Raw genomic sequence first — 21,985 nt, forward strand, 5'->3', positions numbered from 1 at the left:
CGCCCCACCGGTCATGCGGCCATCCGGCCGGATGACCACCGGACCAGGGACGGGCGGCCCGGTTTGTCAGTGCCCCGTGATGGACTTGTGCCGAGCACAGCACGCGATATGGCGGGGCACCACGGGGGCACTGATGGCACGGAGTTCGGCACTGGCCGCGATCGACACACTGCGCGGGCTCTCCCGGGGCGCGCCCCCGCTGCCCGCGGACGAAGGCGTGCTGCGGCTCCTGGCCGCCACGCACGTCACCCACTGGCCGGGCGCCGAGTTCCCCGCCTGGGCGCGCGACGCCTGGCAGAGCTGGGGCGGCCGCGGGATCGCCGACCCGCTGCGGCCGGTGCCCGCCCCCGACACCCGCCGGGCGCTCAGCAGGCTCCGCGAGGACCGCGTCTGGAGCGACTGGCTGGGCATCGTCGAATCGATCCGCAACGAGCTGGACACCGCCTGGCTCGCGGGCACGGTCACCGGCCCCGACATGCTCGCCGCCATCCCCGCCCGGTACACCATGCCGGTGGGGCCCCCGAACGGCTCGCCGTCCCTGTGGGTTCTGGAGCGGTCGCTGCGCGCCTTCCTGGCCGGCGCGCTCGGCACCGACACGGACGCCTGGCTGCGGCTGCTGACCGCCGTGGCGGAGGTGCGCACGGACCCCGGCGTGGTCCACGACACCACCTGGCCCGACCTGCTGGCGCGCGCCGCCGACACCTCTCCCGACCCCCGGCGGATCGTCCCGCACCCCAAGGTCACCGGCCGGGCCCGGGAGAAGCTGCTGCGCTCGCGCGAGTGGACGTGGCCGGCCGGGGAGGTGCTCCGGCGGGCGCCCGACGCCAAGATCCTGGACGCCGTCATGCCGCTGCTGCCCGCCCACACGGGACGGCTGCTCGCGCTGTACGTGGTCGCCCAGCGGATGCCCGCGCCCGAGGCGGTCGTCGAGCATCTGAAGCGGAGCGGTGACCGCGAGGCGCTGCTGCTGCTGGCGGAGTGGGCCGATACGGACCCGTCCACCCACCGCGCCCTGCTCGCCGTCGGCGACCCCGAGATCCACCTCGCCCTGCTCGCCCCGCACTTCTACCTCGGCTCGGAGGAGGCCCGGCAGGCGCTGGGCGACCCGGTGCCGCTCGCCCCGTACGAGCCGCGGATCCGGGGCAACGCCCACCCCGATCTGCTGCACGCGGCCGAACCGGAGCTGATCGAGGCCGCGTTCGCGCACGACCGCGGCCGGTTCAAGACGCCCGAGCAGCTCGCCGGCTGTCTGAACCTGCTGCGCCGCGGCGGCCCCCCGCGCCTGTCCGCGCTGCTGGCCACCGGGCAGGTGGGCCCCGCCGTCACCAAGATGTGCCACCGGGCCCTCGCCTCCGCCGACCCCCTCGCCGCGCTCGAAGCCCGGGCGAAGCGCGAGCTGACGACCCAGAAGCTGGCGAGCCGGCTGCGCAAGGTCCGCCGCTACCGCTTCGACGACACCGACCGGCTCCTCGTCCTCTTCCCGGACATCGACTGGGCGTGTCTGGAGGCCGAGCACGCCCGCGAGCCGTTCCCGCACTGGTCGGTGGTGGTCGCCCACGCCGTGACCCCGTCCGCCGTCGCCGCCCGCCACGCCGACGCGATCATGCGCGACCCGCGCGGCAGCTCCCGTCAACGCCCCGTCCGGGACGCCGAGATCGCCCGCGGGATGGCCCGCCTCGGCCTCGGGGGCGCCGACTGGCGGTCGATCACCATGCGCGCCGACCAGCTGCTGACCGACGGCCTGTTGACCGACCGCGACCTGGTCTCCGCCGCCGCTCCCGCCGACCGCGTCCTCGGCTATCTCGGCAGCGCCCTCCGCCGCCCCGAGGCACCGCCCGCGGCCCGGGCCGCGGCCGAGCGGGTCGCCGAGCTCGTCGCGGCCCACCTCGACGGGGCCGACGATCCGGACGCGGCGTGGCAGCGGGTGTACGCGCGCCTGGCCGGGCAGGACCCGCGGTGGCCGGGGGCGAGCAGCATCGAGGCCACCCTCACCGAGGGCCCGGCCGGGGCGTCATGAGCGCGGGCCCAGGCCGGTGGTGAAGGAGCGGATCAGCCCGGCGACCGCGCCCGGGCGCTCCAGGAGCATGGCGTGCGAGGCGTCGATGGTGCGGAGGGTGAGGTGGGGGTGCGCGGCCGCCAGCTCGCTCAGGTCGCGGTCCAGGCCCTTGACGTACGCGGTCATCAGCTCGTCGAACCACGCCAGCGGGCCTCCCTGCGCCACCAGCCGTCCCGCGCGCACGATCAGCACCGGGCGGGTGAGGCGGCGGTAGACCGGGAAGAGGTCGAGCTCGTCCATCCGGTCGAGCATCTCCAGCGCCCGCTCCCGCTCCGGCCGCAGATACAGCTGCCCCTCCGGGGTCTCGCCGAGCGCGCGCCGGACGCCCTCGCCGAGCACCTCGGGCTTGATCCCCAGCGCCTTGGCCATCGCCGCCTGCTGGGCGAAGACCGTCGTCTCCAGCGCCTCCGAGGGAAAGGCCATGCCCGCCGCGGCCTCGGAGAACCGGCGGGCGCGGGCGAGGCCGTCGAGCACGGTGTCCCGGTCCAGGCCGACGTACTGCTCGGGGCGGCCGTTGCCCACGCCGTCGAGGTTGACCGCGGCGGGGGTGCGCGGGTGGGCGTCCGCGTACAGCGCGGCGGCCATGCCGCCGAGGGAGTGGCCGACCGGTATGGCCTCCGGGATGCCCAGGGCCGCCAGGACGGCCTCGATGTCGTCGAGCACGGCGGGGAACGCCCAGGGCGTGTCGCCGCGGCCGGAGCGGCCGTGGGCGCGCAGGTCCATCGAGACCACCCGGTGGTCCGTGGTGAGATCGGCCGCGGTGACCGACCAGTCGGCGAGGGTGCGGGAGGCCCCGTGGAGCAGCAGCAGCGGGGTGCCGGTGCCGCCGTGGTCGCGTACGGCCAGCGTCACGTCGTCGCGCTCGACGGTGAGGTCGGCGGGGGAGGCAGAGGTGGAGGAGGCAGGGGCGGATGAGGGCATGGGGCATCGCTCCGTAGCGTCGCGGAAAGTCGCGGAAAGTCGCGGAAAGGGGGATCGACCACCACCGTAGGGCGCTCCGGAGAGGCGAAGATCATCCCCGAAGGGGAGGCCCGGGGGCCCTCCGCCGGGTCATAATGAACAAGGCGCGAACGCGGGGTACGCGTTCACCCTTCAGGAGGCCCCACCCGGATCAGCGAGTCCGCCGGGTCGTTGACGGGCTGTGGGGTGCCGGTCAGATCCATGATGAACAGCGGGATGTGCAGCGCGTCGGCGCGCGCCCGAGCGTCCCTGGCGTAACCCGCGAGCGAGAAGAACACGCTGACGGCCGATTCGTTGAGTCCGTTCAGCCACAGGCACTCGATGTCGCGCAGCGCGGTGGGCCGGGTGGTCGGGTCCACCTGGGCGACCACCCCCGGCCCGCACAGATCCACCCCGGACGCCGCCTGGCCCTCCTCCGGCTGCCGCACCCCGTGGAAGCCGAGCCACTTCAGATACTGCGCGGCGGCGGTCACGGCGTCCCGCGCCGTACGGATCGTCACCGGCTGGAAGGCGGGGCGCAGCGCCGCCCTGCCCGGCGGCCCGGCGGCGGGGGCCGCCGCGTTGCGGGGGCGGGCGGTGGCCGGGGCGCGCTCCGTGGGATCGGGCGCCGACGCCACCGGGACGCGCACCAGCGCGCCGCACGGACAGCCGAACTCCGGCTGCGGCCAGCTCCCCTGGCGGCCGCAGGTGGCACAGTTGGCCGCCACCCAGGTGGCCTCCCAGGTGCGGTGCTCGATCTCCTCCGGGGAACTGTCGTGCAGCACGGGGAGGGTGAGCGGGGCTCCGCACGAGCACGGGTAGGTGGGCGGGGTGAACGACTGCTCGCGGCGGCACGCGGGGCAGCGCACCGGCACGCTGTCTGTCATCTGCTGCTCCGAGGGTCGGTCGCGGCCCCCTCGGGGGCCGGGGGAGAGGTATCCCCCCATGCTCCAGGAAGGGGGAGGCCCCGGGCAGCGACTTGGCGGTTCTGCACGCGTCGGCCGGACCGCCGTGTTAGGGGGTGCCCGGAGGCCACGCGGCGGAGCCGCACATCGGCAGCTCCCCTCCCAGCCCCTTCCCGGCCCCTGCCGATTTGCGGCTCCGCCGCGCGGGGGGCTCTGCCCCAGACCCGGGGTCCAGGGGCGAAGCCCCTGGTTACGGATCCGCCGGAGAGGGCCTGGGGCCCGCCGCCCGGAGGCCGTGACGCCTTGTGCGCGTGGGCAGTAGGTTGGCGGCGTGAGACTGAGGGTTGAGTTCACCACCGAGCCGTTCGACCTCGACGAGGTGCCCCCGCACGCCGTGGTGGCCCGCGACATCGTGCAGGGCGCCGCGCTGGACTCCGTCGACGTCGGCCCGTTCGGCAACACCGCGGAGGGCCGGGCGGAGGCCGTCCTGGCCACCATCGACGAGCTGCTCCGCAAGTCCCTGGGGGCGGGCGCCACCCGGGTCTCGCTCCAGGTCAACGTGGTCGCGGAGGAGCCGGAGGAGCCGGAGGAGCCGGAGGAGCCGGACGAGCCGGACGAGCCGGGGGAGGGCGGCCGATGACCCCGCCCGCCGACGACGACCCCTTCGCCAAGGCCGTCAAACCGCTGGTGGACGCCATAGGCGGCGAGCTGATCGCCCCGGACCGCGCCCAGGACGACGACGTGGTCCTCTCCTGGGAGGGCCGGGAGGTCGTGGCCGTACGCCTCCCGCACCTCTCCGACTCGCTCGACCACATCCTCGCCGAGCTCCGCCGCCGCCACGGCGTCCCGCTCGCCGACCTCGACCGCAAGACCAAGCAGTCGGTCGTCCGCCTCCTCGAACAGCGCGGCGCCTTCTCCATGCGCCACGGCGTGGAGACCGTCGCGACCGCGCTCGGCGTCAGCCGCTTCACCGTCTACAACTACATCAATTACGCCAATGAGCAGCGGGCCAAGGCGCGTGGGGGCGGCGGGACGAGCGACCCGGCGCACCGTGACGATCAGGTCGGTTGAACCGCGATCAGGCAGGTGTCGTCGTCGGTGTCGGCGATGTCGCAGGACAGCAGTGCGTCCAGATAGCCCTCGAGGTCGTCCACCGGGCGGCCGGCGGCGGTGAGGAGCTGCCCGAGGGCTTGGTCGATGCCGCTGCCGCGGCGCTCGATCAGACCGTCGGTGTACACCAGCAGGATGTCGTGGCGCCGCAGCTCGTGCCGGGACTCCTCGTACGAGGCGGAGTCCACGGCGCCCAGCAGCACGCCGTCCGGCGGCGTGAGCGCTTCGGCCTTCCCGCGGCGGACGAGGATCGGGGGCACGTGTCCCGCGTTGGCCCAGTGCAAGGTCCGGGCGGCGGGATCGAACAGGCCGCAGACGACTGTGGCGGTGACCTGCTCGGGGAGGCAGCAGGCGACGCTGTTGAGCCAGGAGAGCAGCCGGCCCGGCCCCGCGCCGGTGACGGCGAGGCCGCGCAGCGCGTTGCGCAGGACGACCATGCCCGTCGCGGCGGCGATGCCGTGCCCGGCGATGTCACCGACCGTGAGCAGCATCCGGCCATCGGGCAGCACGACGGCGTCGTACCAGTCTCCGCCGACTCGCTGGTCCTCTTCCGCCGGGCGGTAGCGCACGGCGACGCGCAGCCCCGCCCCGTACACCGGGTGTTCCTCCGGGGGCATGATCGCCCGCTGTAGCTGCCGGGCCAGCCGATGACGCTCCGCGGCCTGCTGCTCGACCCCGGCCAGCCGGTCCCGGGTGGCGGCCAGCGCGACCTCGGTCCAGCGGTGGGGAGAGATGTCCTGGTAGGCGCCGCGCACCGCGACCAGGAGCCCGGAGGCGTCGCAGCGGGGTTCGGCGACCACCCGCAGGTGGCGGACCACCCCGTCGGCGCGCCGGAGCCGGAAGGTGATCGCGCTCTCCTTCCGCTGGTGCAGCACGCTGCGCAGGAAGCGGCTCACGGCGGCGGTGTCGTCGGGGTGCGCATGTCCGGAGAGCTGGTGCAGCGGCACCGGGTCCGCGCCGGGCTCCAGCCCGTACATGGCGGACAGCTGCTCGGTCCAGGAGATCTCACCGGTGGTCAGGTTCTCCTCGAAGGCGCCGATCCGGCTGAGCCGCTGGGCGTGTCCCAGCAGGTCGGCCAGTCGGGCGTCGCCCTCCGGGAGCCGCCAGCTGAGCAGCACCACATCGCCGAAGCGGGCCAGCCCCACGGCAGCGACCACGGCCGGTGGCGCCGGGCCGCCCGGGAACCTGAGCACCGTGCTCCGGCTGCGATACGGGGCCCCGGTGCTGTGCACCCGCTTGATCCGCTCGAACAGGCCGCCCTCCGCGGCGAACAGCGGATACGCCTCCAGCAGCGGGAGCCCGGTCAGCGCGTCACGGGGACGGCCGGCCGGGTCGGTGAAGCGCTCGTTGGTGTGCTCGATCCTGAAGTCGGTGATCCGGCCGTCGCGGTCCCGCAGCGGGCGCAGGAGGGCGGCGGAGTCCAGCAGGCCGTCGAGCAGTCCGACGAGCCAGGCGGCGGTTCCGCCGGGCGGGCTGTCCGACTCCGGGCCGTGGTCGGAGAGCGACAGGGTGCACAGCTGGGCCAGGGCGTCCAGCTGTCGTTGGAGGGCGAGCGCGGGGTGGGGGCCCGGCCAGTGGACCTCCAGGACGCCCACCCGCTGACCCCCGCCTTGAGCAGGCACGACAGCCCGTGTGCCGCCCTCGCCGCCGCCCCTGTCGCCGCTGCCGCTGCCGCCGCCGATGGTGGGCGGCGGCGGGTCGCCGGACTCGGTGATCCACAGCGTCCGGTCCTCGGTGATGGCCTGCTGGGCCGGGGTGCCGAGCCCGGGCGGGACATAGCGCCAGCGGGCGGCCTCGGCGGGGCCGAACCCGGCCTCTCCGGCCAGGGTGAGGGAGCCGTCGGGGGCGGCCGACCACACGGCGGCGGCGGTGGCGCCCAGTGGTTTCAGAGCCCGGTCGAGGAGGCCGCGGGCGAGCGCCTGGGTGTCGTCACCGGCCAGGATGGCGGCGGCCTCCGCCGTACGCAGCCGCAGGGCCGGCCCTTCGCGCCGCGGGCCCGCGGCTCCCCCTGCCGTCCGGCCGGTGCCGGACGCGGCGGCCTGCGCGGCCCGGGCTTCCGCGGCTCGGGCTTCCGAGGCCGCGGCCGCGGTGGCGTCCGAGGCGGCCTGGTTGATGATGTCGGCGGCCAGCTCGGGCAGGGGCATCCGGGCGTCGGAGGCGAGCCTCCGCAACTGCTGCGCGGCTTCGGCCGGAGCGCAGTTCAGCCGTTCCACGAGGACGCCTTCGGCGAGTTCCACCACGACCCGGGCCTCGCGGTCCTCCCACAGGGCGCGAATCTCCGTACTCAGCCGGTCGACCGTGGCCGCCAGCCCGGCCGCTCCGGCCTCACCGTGTGGTGCGGGACGCGCGGCGGGTTCGTGCTGCTGCTCCGCCATGGGGGTTGCTCCTCGGCCCGGGGATCCGGGGGGCCGCTGCTCTGCCCGCCCGGTACCCACCCCAAGCACATCACAGGTCGATCCAGCGGCGCATGCAGTGGACCAGCTGCTGTGCGTCGACGGGCTTGGGCACATAGTCGTCCGCCCCGGCGGCCAGGCACTTCTCCCGGTCACCGGACATGGCCTTGGCGGTGACGGCGATGATCGGTACATGGCGCCGCCCGGGCATGGCACGCATCGCCGCGGTGGCGGCGTAGCCGTCCATCTGCGGCATCATCACGTCCATCAGGACCAGGTCGATGTCCTCGTCGGCCAGCGCCTCCACGCCTACCCGGCCGTTCTCGGCGTGCACGACGCGCATGCCGTGCAGCTCCAGGATGCCGGTGACGGCGAAGACGTTCCGGTCATCGTCGTCGACGATCAGCACGGTGCGGCCGACGAGCGGGTCGGCCTCCCGGGGTGCGGGCCCCGGCCCGGTCTTCGGGGCGTGGACCAGCGGCAGGGCCTCGCCGGGGCGCTCGGCGGTCAGATGCAGCACGATGCGCATCCGCAGCTCGTCCAGGCTGGTGAGCACTTCGAGCGGCTGGCCGCCGGCCCGGGCCCGGAGCCGGTGCTCCTCCTCGGCCGAGGGCGCCGGGTGGCCGCAGTGGACCAGGACGGGGACGTGGCGCAGGGCCGGGTCGGCGTCGAGGAGACTCAGCAGTTCGCCCGCGCCCTCGCGGGGCAGACCGCAGTCCACCACCGCGCAGTGGTGTGTCCGGCCGACCAGTGCGGCCGCCGCCTCCCCGGGGTCGGTGGCGGTGTCCACCCGGACGGGCGAGGGGACCCCGGGCAGGTCGGCGACAGCGCTCTCGGCCAGCAGGGACAGCAGCCCCCGCGGCCTGGCCTCGACGACCAGCACGCGGCGCACCGCGGGTGGCACGCTGTCGGGCGGCGCGGCACCGGGCACCTCCGCCGCGGGGGCCGCCGTGGCAGTGCCCGGCGGGTGCGGTGCCGCGGTGTCCTGGACGGTGGGGTGCACGGTCGGCAGGTACAGGGTGAAGCAGCTGCCCTCGCCCTGGGTGCTCCGGGCGTGGATGGAGCCGCCGAGCAGGTAGGCGATCTCGCGGCAGATGGACAGGCCAAGGCCGGTTCCCCCGTACTTGCGGCTGGTGGTGCCATCGGCCTGCTGGAAGGCGCCGAAGACGCTCTCCAGGTGCTGTTCCGAGATGCCGATGCCGGTGTCGCCGACCCGGAAGGCCAGGGCGGGGCGGCTGGAGCGGCGGACGGAGTCGGGCAGGTCGGCGGCGGATGTGTCGACGCGTTCGATCCGCAGTTCGACATGGCCTGCCTCGGTGAACTTCACGGCGTTGGAGAGCAGGTTCCGGAGCACCTGGCGCAGCCGGGACTCGTCGGTGACCAGTTCGGACGGGACTCCGGGCGCCGTGACGACCTGGAACTCCAGCCCCTTCTGGGAGGTGAGGGGGCGGAAGGCGGCGTCCAGGGAGTCCAGCAGCCGGCGCAGCCGGAAGCGCTCGGGGCTGATGTCCATCTTCCCCGCCTCGACCTTGGACAGATCGAGGATGTCGTTGATCAGCTGGAGCAGGTCGGAGCCGGCGGAGTGGATGACTTCCGCGTACTCCACCTGCTTCGGGGTGAGGTTGCGGCCGGGGTTCTGGGACAGCAGCTGGGCGAGGATGAGCAGGCTGTTGAGCGGGGTCCGCAGCTCGTGGCTCATGTTGGCCAGGAATTCCGACTTGTACCTGGAGGCACGGGCGAGCTCCCGGGCCCGGGCCTCGAGCTCCTGCCGCGCCTGCTCGATCTCCTGGTTCTTCGTCTCGATGTCGCGGTTCTGACTGGCCAGCAGCGCGGCCTTCTCCTCCAGTTCGGCGTTGGAGTGCTGGAGTTCCTCCTGGCGGACCTGGAGTTCCTCCGAACGCGACTGAAGTTCGCCCGCGAGGCGCTGCGACTCGCCCAGGAGCTCGTCGGTGCGGGCGCCAGCGATGATGGCGTTGACGTTGCCGCCGACGGTCTCCATCAGCTGGTCCAGGAAATCCCGGTGCACCGGGGTGAAGCGGCGAGTGGAAGCCAGCTCGATGACGCCGAGCACCTGCTCCTCCGCCATGACGGGCAGCACGACCAGGCTGGCGGGGGCCGCGTCGCCGAGCCCGGAGGAGATGACGTAATCGGCTGGGACGTCGTCCACCGCGATGGTGCGCCGGCTGCGGGCGGCCTGACCCACCAGCGACTCGCCGAGCCGGAACCGCGTGGGGCGGCGGGAGCCTTCGGGACGTCCGTAGGAGTCGATGAGACACAGCCGCACGCCGTCGTGAGTGTCCTCGGCGAGGAAGAACGCGCCGTACTGGGCGGACACCAGCGGCACCAGCTCGTCCATGATCAGCCTGGCGACGTCGGCGAGATCGCGGCGGCCCTGTACCAGGCCGGAGATCCGGGCCAGGTTGGTCTTGAGCCAGTCCTGCTCCTGGTTGGCCCGGGTGGTCTGGCGCAGCGACTTCACCATGGCGTTGATGTTGTCCTTGAGCTCGGCGACCTCTCCGGAGGCGTCCACGGTGATGGAGCGGGTCAGGTCCCCCTCGGCCACCGCACTGGTGACCTCGGCGATCGCGCGGACCTGCCGGGTGAGGTTGCCGGCCAGCTCGTTGACGTTCTCGGTGAGCCGCTTCCAGGTGCCCGAGACGCCCTCCACCTCGGCCTGCCCGCCGAGGCGGCCCTCGCTGCCGACCTCGCGGGCCACCCGGGTCACCTCGGCGGCGAAGGAGGACAGCTGGTCGACCATGGTGTTGATGGTGGTCTTGAGCTCCAGGATCTCCCCGCGGGCGTCCACGTCTATCTTGCGGTGGAGGTCGCCGCCCGCGACGGCGGTGGTGACCTGGGCGATGTTGCGGACCTGGCCGGTCAGGTTGTTCGCCATGGAGTTGACGCTGTCCGTGAGGTCCTTCCAGGTACCCGCCACATGGGGCACCCGGGCCTGTCCGCCGAGGATGCCGTCGGTGCCCACCTCGGAGGCCACCCGGGTCACCTCGTCGGCGAACGCGGACAGCGTGTCGACCATGGTGTTGATGACCCCGGCGAGGGCCGCGACCTCCCCCTTGGCCTCGACGACGATCCGCTGGGAGAGGTCTCCGCGGGCGACCGCGGTGGCCACCTGCGAGATGCTCCGCACCTGGCCGGTGAGGTTGGACGCCATGACGTTGACGTTGTCGGTGAGGCCCTTCCAGGTGCCGGAGACCCCGCGGACGGTGGCCTGGCCGCCGAGGTTGCCCTCGGTGCCCACCTCGCGGGCCACCCGGGTCACCTCGTCGGCGAACGCCGAAAGCTGGTCGACCATCGTGTTGATGGTCTCCTTGAGCTCCAGGATCTCCCCGCGAGCGTCCACGGTGATCTTCTGCGAGAGATCGCCGCAGGCCACGGCGGTGGCCACCTGCGCGATGTTCCGCACCTGAGTGGTGAGGTTCCCCGCCATGGCGTTCACCGACTCGGTGAGGTCCTTCCACGACCCCGACACGTCCGGCACCCGGGCCTGTCCGCCGAGGCGGCCCTCGCTGCCGACCTCGCGGGCCACCCGGGTCACCTCGGAGGTGAACCGTGACAGCTGGTCCAGCATGCCGTTGAAGACGGTGGCGATCTCACCGAGCAGCCCGTCGCAGTCCTCGGGGATCCGGGTGCGGAAATCGCCGTCCCGGACCGCGGTGAGACCGGCGAGCAGACGGCGCAACCCGATCTCGTCCATCTGGCGGGCCACGCTCGCAGGTCCGTCCCGCGCGGCCGCGCCGGAAGCCTCAGCCATCTCCGCTCCAGCCGTACTGATCCGTCACCGGCCGACCGGCCGGAAGGCTGCCTGGAGACCGCGGCCCCTCGACCGCCCGGAGGCCGCCCGGCGGTCGCCCCGTCGTCTCCAGTGTGCCGCCGACGTTTCCCTGGCGGACAGCGCGGCCCGAGGCGCTACTGGGCCCTCCGTCTCACCGCAGGCCGCCGTTGCTGTGGAGCAGCTGGCCGTTGACCCAGCCGCCCTGGTCGGAGCAGAGGAACGTGACCAGGTTGGCGCAGTCCTGCGGCATTCCGAGGCGGCCCAGCGGGGTCGCCCGGCTCAGGTCGGCCTTCTGCCGCTCGGTCATCCAGCCGGTGTCCGTCGGCCCGGGGTTGACGGCGTTCGCGGTGACTCCGAGGTGGGCGAGCTCGTGGGCGGCGGCCAGCGTGATGCGGTCCATGGCCCCCTTGCTCGCCCCGTAGGGCAGATTACCGGCCGTGTGGTCGCTGGTCAGGCTGATGATCCGGCCGGTGCCCGGGGTGCCCCGGAACCTCAGGCCGTACTCCTTGATCAGCAGCCAGGTGGCCCGCGCGTTGACCGCGAAGTGCAGGTCGAAGCTCTCGACGGAGGTGTTCAGCAGCCCCGAGTCGACGGACTCGCAGTGGCAGAGCACCAGCGCGGTGACGTTTCCCAGCTCCTTCTCCGCCGTGTCGAAGAGCGCCGCCGGGGCGGCCGGGTCGCTCAGGTCGGCCTCGACCGCCATCGACCTGGCCCCGAGCGCGCCCAGCCGCTCGCGCAGCTGATCCGCGGCCTCGGGCTGGGCCCCCCAGGACATCCTCCGGTCGTACGGGGGCCAGTGGCTGAACGCCACGTCCCAGCCGGCCTCCGCCAGGCTCAGGACGATGGCCGCGGCGATGCCCTCCCGCCGGCCCGCCCCCGTGACCAGGGCCAGCGGCCGCTCCGCGCCGCCCCCCGCCTGCTCGCTCATCGCGCCCGCGCCATCGCTCATGGGGCCATCCTGCCCGGCCGTCCGGCCCCTGGACACACGGATTTCCGAGCAGTGGGCTGCTCGCCGTAACCCGAAGTTTTCAACAAACTGTTGACGCCCTGCCGTGGCGGCTCCTAGCTTGCGGGTGTGACTTCCAGCGCTCCGCCGGGACTGGCCCGGTTCAACACAGCGGACGAGCCGGGCGCGGCCGTACTGCTGGGCGAGGTGTGCGCCAGCCGGGCCTGGGGCGCGGCGGTGGCCGCCGGGCGGCCGTACGGCAGCGTCGGCGCGCTGCTGGCCGCCGCCGAGGACGCCACGGCGGGGCTGACCGCCGCCGACTTGGCCGAGGCGATGGCCGGGCATCCGCCCATAGGGCGGCCGAAGCCGGGCGACGCCACCTCGGTGCGCGAGCAGAGCGGGGTGGGGGAGGCCGAGCGCGCGGAGCTGCTGGAGCTCAACCTCGCCTACCAGGAGCGCCACGGCCATGTCTTCCTCATCTGCGCCACCGGGCGCGGCGGCGAGGAGATGCTGGCTGCTCTCAACGAGCGGATCGGCAACGACGCGGACACCGAACGCGAGATCGTCCGCACCGAGCTGGGCAAGATCAATCGCATCCGGCTGGCCCGGCTCGTGGACGTCGGGCATGAGGAAGAAGGAGGGCAGGGGTGATGGCCACGCCATCCGGGACGCGCACCTCCGTGTCCACGCACATCCTGGACACCTCCCTCGGCCGCCCGGCCGCCGGGGTGTCCGTCGAGCTGTCCGTACGCCGCCGGGCCGACGCGGCCTGGGCGGCACACGCCGTCTCCAGGACCGACGCCGACGGCCGCTGCAAGGATCTGCCCGCCCTCCCCGAGGGCACCGCACACGCACGGGTGCGCTTCGAGGTCGAGCCGTATCTCGTGCGCGCGGGACACACCCCCTTCTTCCCGGAGGCGGTCGTGGTCTTCGCCGTCGAGCGCGGCGAGCACTACCACGTGCCCCTGCTGCTCAACCCGTTCGGCTACTCCGTATACCGAGGGAGCTAGCACCGATGCCCACGCTCGGCCAGAACCAGTACGGCAAGGCGGAGACCCGCGTCGTCAGGATCGTGCGGGACGGCGCCGTCCACCACATCAGGGACCTGAACGTGTCGGTGGCGCTCTCCGGCGACATGGACGAGGTCCACCTCTCCGGCAGCAACGCCAACGTCCTGCCGACCGACACCACCAAGAACACCGTGTACGCCTTCGCCAAGGAACACGGCATCGCCTCGCCGGAGGAGTTCGGCATCCGGCTCGCCCGCCACTTCGTCACGGGCCAGGAGGCCATCCGCACCGCCCGCGTCCGGATCGAGGAGTACGGCTGGGAGCGGATCGAGACCGCCGGGGCCGCGCGCCACTCCTTCGTGCGCTCGGGACAGGAGACCCGCACCGCCCAGGTCGCCTTCGACGGCGAGCGGTGGGAGGTGATCTCCGGGCTGACGGATCTGACGGTCCTGAACTCCACCGACTCGGAGTTCCACGGCTTCGTCAAGGACGAGTACACCACGCTGCCGGAGACCCGCGACCGCGTCCTCGCCACCGAAGTGCACGCCCGGTGGCGCTACGGCTGGTGCGACGACAGCGAGCCGGTGCCGGACTGGGAGCGTATATACGCAGACGCGAGAGGCGACCTGCTGGCCGCCTTCGCCGAGACGTACTCGCTCTCGCTCCAGCAGACGCTGTACGAGATGGGCGCGCGGGTGATCGACAACCGCCCCGCGATCGACGAGATACGGCTCTCGCTGCCCAACAAGCACCACTTCCTGGTCGATCTGACGCCCTTCGGCCTCAAGAACGACAACGAGGTGTACTTCGCCGCCGACCGGCCGTACGGCCTCATCGAGGCCACGGTCCTGCGGGACGGCGTCCGGCCCCGCATCGCCACGGACTGAAGGGGGCGACTGACGTGAACAACACCGCGGAACCCGGCCACACCGCCGCCGCACCGAACCGCATCGTCATCGAGAACTGCGCCATCGCCACCGTCGACGCCCATGACACCGAGTACGCCTACGGCCACGTCGTGGTCGCGGGCAACCGCCTGGAGTCGGTGGGCCCCGGCCCCGCGCCCGCCGGCCTGGACGGGGTGGTCCGCCGGGTCGACGGCACCGGACATCTGGCGACCCCCGGCCTGGTCAACACCCACCACCACTACTACCAGTGGCTCACCCGCGGCCTGGCCCAGGACCACAACCTCTTCGACTGGCTGGTCGCGCTCTACCCCACCTGGGCCCGGATCGACGAGCCGATGGTGCACGAGGCGGCGCGCGCCTCGCTGGCCATGATGGTCCGCGGCGGGGTCACCTGCGCGATGGACCACCACTACGTCTTCCCGCGCGGCGCGGGCGATCTGCTGGGTGCCGAGATCCGCGCGGCGCGTGAGCTGGGCGTGCGGTTCACGGCCGCGCGCGGCTCCATGGACCGCGGTGTCTCGGACGGCGGGCTGCCGCCGGACTTCGCGGTCGAGACCACCGAGGGCGCGCTGCGCGCCACCGAGGAGGCGATCGACACCCACCACGACCCCTCCTTCGACTCCATGCTGCACATCGCGGTCGCGCCCTGCTCGCCCTTCTCGGTCTCCACCGAACTGCTCCGCGAGGGCGCGGCGCTGGCCCGCCGCAAGGGCGTACGGCTGCACACGCACGGCTCGGAGACGGTGGAGGAGGAGAAGTTCTGCCACGAGCTGTTCGGGATGGGCCCGACCGACTACTTCGAGTCGACCGGCTGGCTGGGCGAGGACGTGTGGATGGCGCACTGCGTCCATATGAACGACGCCGACATCGCGGCCTTCGCCCGCACCGGCACGGGCGTCGCCCACTGCCCCTCGTCCAACGCCCGGCTGGCCGCGGGCATCGCGCGCGTCCCCGACCTGCTGGCCGCCGGGGTGCCGGTCGGCCTGGGCGTGGACGGCACCGCCTCCAACGAGTCCGGCGAACTGCACACCGAACTGCGCAACGCCCTGCTGGTGGGCCGGCTCGGACCGCACCGGGAGGCGGCGCTGAACGTCCGTCAGGCGCTGCGCCTCGGCACCTACGGCGGGGCCCGGGTGCTCGGCCGGCAGGACCAGATCGGCTCCCTGGAGCCGGGCAAGCTGGCCGACCTGGTGCTGTGGAAGCTCGACGGCCTCGGCCACTCGACGATCGCCGACCCGGTCGCGGCGCTGGTCCTCGGCCCGCCCGCGCCGGTGACCCTGTCGCTCGTGGACGGCCGCCCGGTGGTGGAGGCGGGCCGGCTGATGACCGCCGACGAGGACGACATCGCCCGCCGCGCCCGCGACGAGGCCCGCCGGCTCGCCCGTATCGCGGCCGACGGCTGAGCGGCGGGGTGGCTCAGTGGTGGGGTGGCGGGGTGGCTCACCGGCTGAGTGGCTGAGTGGCTGAGCCAATCTCCGGGTCCGGTCAGCGCAGGGCGCTCTTGGCCCGCCACTCCTCCCAGCTCACGTTCCAGTCGCCGAAGCCGTTGTTCAGCGCCACCTGCCCCTTGGTCTCCGCGCCCTTGACCTCGAACGGGTCGCCGATGCGGGCGTGTTCGTACAGCCATGCCGCGTCGGTGTCGCTCATGCCGATGCAGCCGTGGCTCTTGTTGGCCCTGCCGAAGTAGGCGGCGTTCCAGGGCGCGGCGTGCGCGTACGTCCCCGACCAGGTCAGCCGCATCGAGTAGTCGACCTTCTGGTCGTAGGCGTTGCCGAGGCCGACGGTCTCGGAGTTCATCCGGATGGTGCCCTCCTTGGCCATCAGCACCTCCGTGCCCCGCCATGAGCCGGTGTCGGCGCCGGGGGTGCCGCCGGAGACCGGGAAGGTCCGTACCGCCTTGCCGTCGCGTTCCAGGGTGAGCTGCTTGTCGTCGAGGTCGACCTTGACCACCTGCCGGGCGCCGATGGTGAAGCCGAGCTTGTAGTCGCGGACGAACCAGCCGCCGCCCCGGCCCGAGTCGGTGCCGTTCAGCCGGGCGTCCAGGGTGACCTCGGTGCCCGGCCGCCAGTACTTCCTGGGCCGCCAGTCCACCCGGTCCCGGCCGGTCCAGTCCTTCATCCAGCCCCACGAGCCCTCGGTGTTGTTCGAGGTGGTGACCTTGAGCTGTTTCTCGACGGCGGCCTTGTTCTTCACCGGGCGGTCGAAGACCAGGGAGATCGGCTGCGCCACACCGACCGTGGTGTCCCCGCCCGGCCGCCAGTCCACCTTGTTGACCAGGCCCGCGGCGGCGGTGGTGAAGGACGACTTCGCGCTTCCCGCCGCCCCGCCCTCGGCATGGGTCGCCGCCTTGACGGTGTAGGTGGTGCCGGGTGCGGCGTTGCGGTCCGAGGTCCAGGTCCGGCCGTCGCGCGACACCGCGCCGGTGAGCCTGCCGCCCCGTCCGTCGGTGACGGTGACCGAGGCGAGGGTGCCGCCGCTCGCGGAGACCTCGACCGGCTCGCCCGCCCGCCGCGGCGTCACGGTGACCGCTACCTTCTTGCCGCCCCGGCCCTCGCCGTCGACCTTCGCCTCCGCCTTCGCCGGGGCCGAGCCGTCGGAGGAGCAGCCGCTGAGCGCGGCGGTCAGCAGGGCGGCGGCCGCCGCGGCGGTGGCGGCGGAGCGCACACGTATCTGGCGCAACGGAAACCTCCGTGAGAGTCGGGGAGATGACGGGACGCTCGGGACTCTAAGCCGCGAAAAGCACGGGAATCGGCCCGCGCGGCCATGTGACGGCAGCTGGAGAGGAACGGTCATCGTCCGGTCACATGCGCCGCGCGGCACGGTCACGGGCGGCTGTGAGCCTCCTCGCGTTCCGCATCCGAGGAACCGGAAGAAAGGGATCTCGTTGTCCGACACCACACCCCGCGTCGGTGCCGTCCGCCGTCGCCGTCTCGCCGTGGCCCTGGCCGCCGGAGTGGTCGCGCTGGCGATCGGCGCCGCCCCGGCGACCGCCCGGACCGGCTCCTGGCGCGCCGTCGTGCCGGAGGGCCTGAGCGAGGCCGTCCTCTACGACATCTCCAGCGCCGAGGGGGCGACATGGACCGCGGGGATCGATGTGACCGACTGGTCGCCGCTCGCCCTGCGCTGGAACGGCAGCGGCTGGACCAGGACGCCGCAGCCCGTGGAGCACGGCCGCTTCGACGACATCGCCGCGGGCTCCCGCGGCGCGGCCTGGGCGGTGGGCTCCCAGGGCGGCGGCGACGGCGGTGACGCGCCGATCGTCGAACGCTGGGACGGCAGCGCCTGGCAGTTGGAGGACGTGCCCCTGCCCGCCGGGGCGCGCGGCGGCTTCCACGCGGTCGCCGTCTCGCCGCAGGGCACGGTCTGGGCCGGCGGCGGCCTCTTCAACGACAACGAGGACGGGCTCCAGAGTCCGCTGCTGATGACCAAGGGCTCCGAGGGGACCTGGCGGAGCGTGGAACTCCCGGCCGACGCGGCCGTCGGCTCCACGGTCAACGTCCTCCCGCTGGCGGACGACGACGTATGGCTGCTCGGGGTCAAGGGGGTCGCGCACTTCGACGGCACGGCCTGGACCCGCCAGCGGCTCCCCTCCCAGCTCGACGACACGGTCTTCCACCTCTACGACATCGAGGAGCGGAAGCCGGGCGAGCTGTGGGCCGTGGGGCTCGCCCAGGACGACGAGCTGTGGCGGCGGCCGGTGGTGCTGCGCTTCGACCGCGGCCGCTGGAAGGAGGTGCCCACGCCGAAGGAGACCGCCGAGCTGCGCGGCATCACCTTCGACGACCACAAGCGCCCGGTGATCGTCGGAGAGACCGTGGACCCCGCGGTGGACCCCGACGGCAACTACACCCTGACCCTGGACGACGGCGGCCGCCTGGTCCGTGGGGAGCGGCCGCCCGGCGCCGGAAACCTCATCGGGGCGGACACCGACGAACAGGGCCGGATCTGGACATCGGGGACCTCGTTCCACCCGGAAAAGCCCGGTTGGTACCTGCCGTACGCCGCCGTGCGCGACTGACGGACCGCAACCGTACGACCCGTCTCCCGAGGCCAGGTCAGACAACCCGTCTGACCTGGCCTTTCGCCATGCGCGCGCTATGCGACCGGCTTTGCGCGCGGGCGAATGCGCCGACCGGCGGCCGTGTGACGGCGACCGCACAGCAACGGTCATCGTCCGGTCACACGCGCCGCTCGGCACGGTCATGGGCGGCTGTGAATCTTCCTCGCATCCCCATCAACGGCACCCGAGGAGGCGCAGTGTCAGCACTGCTGGTGACGGTGAGCCGCGGTCAGCGGGAAGCCCGGCTGGAGCCGATCAGCCCCGAGGCGTACCGCGCCTTCCTGGCGTCCCGCGCCGGCTCCGCCCTGGGCCCCGGCTTTCTCCAGTGCCCGTCCTGGGCCGAGGTGAAGGACGGCTGGCAGGCGAGGCTGCTCGGCTGGGGCCCGGAAGCCGGACCCGGGGCGGGGGAGCTGAGCGGGGTCGCGCTGGTGCTGCTGCGTCAGCTCCCCGGCACCCGGAAGTACTTCGCCTATCTGCCCGAGGGGCCCGTCGCCGACTGGACCGACCCGGACATCGACGGCTGGCTCGACCCGCTGCTGCGCCATCTGCGCGGCTGCGGCGTGTTCGCCGTGCGCATCGGGCCCGCCCCCGCCTACCGCGGCTGGCACGCCGCCGCGCTGAAGGCGCGCACCGGACCCGGGCGGCGCCTGTCCGACGTCCTCGCCAGCGAGGTCGACCCGCTGGGCAGCGCCGTCGCCGACCGGCTGCGGGCCCGCGGCTGGCAGCGCTGCGGCGGGGACGACGAGGACGGGGACGCCCAGCCCCGCTATGTGTTCCGGGTGCCGCTGGCCGGACGGTCCCGCGAGGACCTGTGGCAGGGGCTCAACCAGGAGTGGCGGCGCAACATCCGCCGGGCCCACAAGGCGGGCGTGCGGGTGGAGTCGGGCGGCCCCGCCGAACTCCCGGAGTTCTACCGGCTGCTGCGGATCACCGAGGAGCGCGACGGGTTCCGCCTCGGCCGCTCACTGGCGTACTACGAGCGCCAGTACGCGGCCCTCAACGCCGAGGAGCCGGGGCGGATGAGGCTCTACCTCGCCCGCCACCAGGGCGAGATCCTCGCCGCCCACACCATGATCACGGTGGGCCGGCGGGTCTGGTACCAGACCGGGGCCTCGGCTGACCACCGGCGCGAGGTCCGCCCTTCCAACGCCCTCCAGTGGCAGATGCTGCTGGACGCCCACGACCGGGGCGCGGAGGTGTACGACATGCGCGGGGTACCCTCCACACTCGACCCCGACGAACGGCCGTTCGGGCTGCTGCGCTGGAAGCTGGGCACCGGAGGCCGGGTCGTCGAGACGCTGGGGGAGTGGGAGACACCATTGAGCGGCACCGCCAACCACGCGCTGTACCGCGCCTTCCAGCTGTATCTGGCCCGCCGATGAGCGCCCCCGCGAACCCGGCGGCCGAGGCGAACTCGGCGGCCGAGGCGGTCGACGAGCCCCATGCCCCGTCCGCCGGCCGCCCCGCCTCCGTGCTGCGCAGCGGGGCGCTCATGGCCGCCGGGTCCCTGGTCTCCCGCGCCACCGGATTCGTCCGCTCCGCCGTCGTCGCCGCCGCGCTCGGCGTCGGGCTGGCCGCCGACGGCTACGCGGTCGGCAACTCCGTGCCCAACATCGTCTACACGCTGCTCCTGGGCGGCGCGCTCAACGCCGTCTTCGTGCCCGAGCTGGTCAGGGCCGCCAAGGAGCACGCGGACGGCGGCGCCGCGTACACCGACCGGCTGCTCACCGTCTGCACCGCGGCCCTGCTGCTGATCACCGCCGGGGCGGTGCTCGCCGCGCCCGCCATCGTCGCGGCATACACCGACTACGCGGGCGGGCAGGCCACGATGACGGTCGCGTTCGCCCGCTACTGCCTGCCGCAGATCTTCTTCCTCGGGCTCTTCACCCTGCTGGGGCAGGTGTTGAACGCCCGGGGCCGGTTCGGCGCGATGATGTGGACCCCCGTCCTCAACAACGTCGTCGTGATCGCCGTGTTCGGCCTGTATCTGGCCACGGCCGGCACCGGGGGCACGCTCACCCCCGGCGAGACCGCGCTGCTCGGCTGGGGGACGACCGCGGGCATCGCCGTCCAGGCGCTGGCACTGCTGCCGTCGCTGCGCGCGGCGCGCTTCCGCTGGCGGCCGAGGTTCGACTGGCGGGGCAGCGGGCTGTCCCGGCCGCTGCGCTCGGCCGGTTGGCTGGTGCTGCTGGTGTTCACCAACCAGGTCGCGTACTGGGTGGTCACCTGGCTGGCGACGCGGGCCGGGGAGCGCGCGGCGGCCGGGGGGACGGACGGCGCCGGGTTCAGCGCGTACAACAACGCGTATCTGCTGTGGGCCGTGCCGCACGGGATCGTGACCGTGTCGCTGGTCACCGCGCTGATGCCGAGGATGAGCGGGGCGGCGGCCGACGGCGACACCGCGGCCGTGCGGCGGGACGTCTCGTACGCCCTGCGCAGCAGCGCCGCCGCCGTCGTGCCCGCCGCCTGCGCGCTCTTCTCGCTCGCCGGGCCGGTGATGGCGGCCGTCTTCCAGTACGGCAGGACCGGCGCGGACGACATCGAGGTCATGGCGGGGACGCTGATGGCGTTCGCCCCGGGGCTGGTGGCCTTCTCCGGGCAGTACGTCCTCTCGCGCGCCTTCTACGCGCTCTCCGACACCCGCACGCCCTTCCTGCTGAACCTGGTGATCTCCGGGCTCAACGCGGGGCTGTCCGTGGCCGCGTATCTGCTGCTGCCCGCGCGCTGGGCGGTCACCGGGATGGCCGGGGCCTATTCGGTGGCGCTGTTCGCGGGCTGGGCGGCCACCGCGTATGTGCTGAACCGCAGGCTCCCGCCGACGCCCGCGCCCCCGCCGGGCGGGCGGGGGCGGACGAGGGTGCGGCGCGGCGGGCTGTGGCGCTCGCCGACCCTGGGCGCGCTGGTCCGGCTGCTGCTGGCCGCCGCGCCGGCCACCGTCTATGGCCAGTGGGCGGCCACCCGCACGGCCTCCTTGGGCCCGGTCGCCGCCGCCACCGCGGGCCTGGCGGCCATCGCGGCGGTCTACGCGATCCTGGCCGGACCGCTGCGCCTGACCGAACTGGACGCCGCCCTCAAGGCGGTGTTCCGCAAACTGCGCCGCCGCGCCTGACCGGATGCCGCGCCTGACCGGATACCGCGCCTGACCAGACGCCGCCTCACCTGCCGGAATGGAATACTCCGCACATGCCACGCGTCCTTCTCATAGAAGACGACCCCTCCGTCCGCGAAGGGATCGAACTCGGCCTGCGCCGCCGCGGACACGAGGTGCGCACCGCCGCCACCGGCGAGGCCGGGCTCACCGCCATCCGTGAGTTCCAGCCCGACCTGCTGCTCCTGGACCTCATGCTGCCCGGCATCAACGGAGTCCAGGTCTGCCGCCAGGTCCGCGAGGCCAGCCAACTGCCGATCATCATGCTCACCGCGCGTGGCGACGACTTCGACGTGGTGGTCGGCCTTGAGGCCGGGGCGGACGACTACATCGTCAAACCCGCCCGCACCGAGGTCATCGAGGCCCGTATCCGGGCCGTGCTGCGCCGGATCGAGGAGCCCGGCGGCCGCCCCTCCGTCGAGTTCCACGGCGACCTCGCCATCGACCGCTCCGGGCTGGCCGTGTCCAAGGCCGGGGAACGCCTCGCGCTCGCGCCCTCCGAGCTGAAGCTCCTGCTGTATCTGACCGCCGCGCCCGAGCAGGTCTTCAGCCGTCAGCAACTGCTCGAACAGGTCTGGGAACACAGCTACCACGGCGACGCCCGCCTGGTCGACGCCTGCGTACGGCGGCTGCGCCACAAGATCGAGGACGTGGCCGGCAGCCCGCGCTACATACAGACCCTGCGGGGCTTCGGCTACCGCTTCGGACCGCTGTGAGCCC

Annotated in this window: 17 protein-coding genes; 11 read left to right on the forward strand and 6 right to left on the reverse strand. The window is 73.5% G+C overall.

All coding sequences use genetic code 11. From position 1 onward, the window contains the following. Window positions 1-133 precede the first annotated feature (133 nt). Complete coding sequence (locus tag ABTY62_RS09215) at window positions 134-2,017, forward strand: hypothetical protein (protein WP_352128778.1); 1,884 nt, start codon at window positions 134-136, stop codon at window positions 2,015-2,017. Here the strand turns inward: ABTY62_RS09215 and ABTY62_RS09220 are convergent. Together ABTY62_RS09220 and ABTY62_RS09225 are read right to left on the reverse strand one after the other, a co-directional pair. Then, window positions 2,012-2,977 carry an alpha/beta fold hydrolase gene (locus ABTY62_RS09220; RefSeq protein ID WP_352128779.1) on the reverse strand — a complete coding sequence of 322 codons (966 nt, stop codon included), beginning with the start codon at window positions 2,975-2,977 and terminating at the stop codon, window positions 2,012-2,014. The genes ABTY62_RS09215 and ABTY62_RS09220 overlap by 6 nt on opposite strands. A gap of 164 nt (window positions 2,978-3,141) precedes the next feature. Continuing rightward, on the reverse strand, window positions 3,142-3,882 hold the full coding sequence (locus ABTY62_RS09225; protein WP_352128780.1) for a hypothetical protein: 741 nt from the start codon (window positions 3,880-3,882) through the stop codon (window positions 3,142-3,144). 349 nt (window positions 3,883-4,231) lie between these two features. Here ABTY62_RS09225 and ABTY62_RS09230 point away from each other — a divergent pair, with 349 nt between their 5' ends. Both ABTY62_RS09230 and ABTY62_RS09235 read left to right on the forward strand, forming a co-directional pair. After that, a complete protein-coding gene (locus ABTY62_RS09230) occupies window positions 4,232-4,540 on the forward strand; it encodes a hypothetical protein (protein ID WP_352128781.1) in 309 nt (102 codons plus the stop codon). Then, window positions 4,537-4,971, forward strand: coding sequence for a helix-turn-helix domain-containing protein (locus ABTY62_RS09235; RefSeq protein WP_352128782.1), 435 nt, complete (start codon window positions 4,537-4,539; stop codon window positions 4,969-4,971). The genes ABTY62_RS09230 and ABTY62_RS09235 overlap by 4 nt, the downstream gene beginning before the upstream one ends. Here the strand turns inward: ABTY62_RS09235 and ABTY62_RS09240 are convergent. The 3 genes from ABTY62_RS09240 to ABTY62_RS09250 all read right to left on the reverse strand — a co-directional run bounded on the left by ABTY62_RS09240 (window position 4,959) and on the right by ABTY62_RS09250 (window position 12,142). Then, window positions 4,959-7,385, reverse strand: coding sequence for a SpoIIE family protein phosphatase (locus tag ABTY62_RS09240; protein ID WP_352128783.1), 2,427 nt, complete (start codon window positions 7,383-7,385; stop codon window positions 4,959-4,961). The two genes, ABTY62_RS09235 and ABTY62_RS09240, sit on opposite strands and share 13 nt — an antisense overlap. 70 nt (window positions 7,386-7,455) lie before the next feature. Further along, on the reverse strand, window positions 7,456-11,172 hold the full coding sequence (locus tag ABTY62_RS09245; RefSeq protein WP_502997432.1) for a HAMP domain-containing protein: 3,717 nt from the start codon (window positions 11,170-11,172) through the stop codon (window positions 7,456-7,458). A gap of 172 nt (window positions 11,173-11,344) precedes the next feature. Next, window positions 11,345-12,142 carry an SDR family oxidoreductase gene (locus ABTY62_RS09250; RefSeq protein WP_352128784.1) on the reverse strand — a complete coding sequence of 266 codons (798 nt, stop codon included), beginning with the start codon at window positions 12,140-12,142 and terminating at the stop codon, window positions 11,345-11,347. Between the two features lie 126 nt (window positions 12,143-12,268). Here ABTY62_RS09250 and uraD point away from each other — a divergent pair, with 126 nt between their 5' ends. Genes uraD through ABTY62_RS09270 form a run of 4 tightly spaced genes read left to right on the forward strand, consistent with a single transcriptional unit; the run spans window position 12,269 to window position 15,460 of the window. Beyond that, window positions 12,269-12,790: a 2-oxo-4-hydroxy-4-carboxy-5-ureidoimidazoline decarboxylase gene (uraD, locus tag ABTY62_RS09255; RefSeq protein ID WP_352128785.1), complete on the forward strand. Its 522-nt coding sequence runs from the start codon at window positions 12,269-12,271 to the stop codon at window positions 12,788-12,790. Further along, window positions 12,790-13,149: a hydroxyisourate hydrolase gene (gene uraH, locus ABTY62_RS09260; RefSeq protein ID WP_352128786.1), complete on the forward strand. Its 360-nt coding sequence runs from the start codon at window positions 12,790-12,792 to the stop codon at window positions 13,147-13,149. Before uraD ends, uraH begins: the two co-directional genes overlap by 1 nt. Before the next feature lie 5 nt (window positions 13,150-13,154). Beyond that, a complete protein-coding gene (gene pucL / locus ABTY62_RS09265; RefSeq protein ID WP_352128787.1) occupies window positions 13,155-14,036 on the forward strand; it encodes a factor-independent urate hydroxylase in 882 nt (293 codons plus the stop codon). Window positions 14,037-14,050: 14 nt separating this feature from the next. Then, a complete protein-coding gene (locus tag ABTY62_RS09270) occupies window positions 14,051-15,460 on the forward strand; it encodes an 8-oxoguanine deaminase (protein WP_352128788.1) in 1,410 nt (469 codons plus the stop codon). An 82-nt stretch (window positions 15,461-15,542) separates the two neighbouring features. On the opposite strand, the gene ABTY62_RS09275 is transcribed toward ABTY62_RS09270, so the two are convergent. Then, window positions 15,543-16,736, reverse strand: a complete 1,194-nt coding sequence (locus ABTY62_RS09275) for a L,D-transpeptidase (protein ID WP_352128789.1) — start codon at window positions 16,734-16,736, stop codon at window positions 15,543-15,545. 205 nt (window positions 16,737-16,941) lie between these two features. On the opposite strand from ABTY62_RS09275, the gene ABTY62_RS09280 reads away from it, so the two are divergent. From ABTY62_RS09280 to ABTY62_RS09295, 4 genes are all read left to right on the forward strand, one after another. Continuing rightward, window positions 16,942-18,075, forward strand: a complete 1,134-nt coding sequence (locus ABTY62_RS09280; RefSeq protein ID WP_352128790.1) for a hypothetical protein — start codon at window positions 16,942-16,944, stop codon at window positions 18,073-18,075. 239 nt (window positions 18,076-18,314) lie between these two features. Then, the gene (locus ABTY62_RS09285; RefSeq protein WP_352128791.1) at window positions 18,315-19,499 is read left to right on the forward strand and encodes a lipid II:glycine glycyltransferase FemX; all 1,185 of its coding nucleotides are present in this window, start codon (window positions 18,315-18,317) and stop codon (window positions 19,497-19,499) included. Then, window positions 19,496-21,226 carry a murein biosynthesis integral membrane protein MurJ gene (gene murJ, locus ABTY62_RS09290; RefSeq protein ID WP_352128792.1) on the forward strand — a complete coding sequence of 577 codons (1,731 nt, stop codon included), beginning with the start codon at window positions 19,496-19,498 and terminating at the stop codon, window positions 21,224-21,226. The genes ABTY62_RS09285 and murJ overlap by 4 nt, the downstream gene beginning before the upstream one ends. Window positions 21,227-21,300: 74 nt before the next feature. Next, the gene (locus tag ABTY62_RS09295; RefSeq protein ID WP_352128793.1) at window positions 21,301-21,981 is read left to right on the forward strand and encodes a response regulator; all 681 of its coding nucleotides are present in this window, start codon (window positions 21,301-21,303) and stop codon (window positions 21,979-21,981) included. The last annotated feature ends 4 nt before the right edge of the window (window positions 21,982-21,985 follow it).

This window comes from Streptomyces sp. NPDC097640, from assembly GCF_040302705.1.
Taxonomy (GTDB): Bacteria; Actinomycetota; Actinomycetes; order Streptomycetales; family Streptomycetaceae; genus Streptomyces.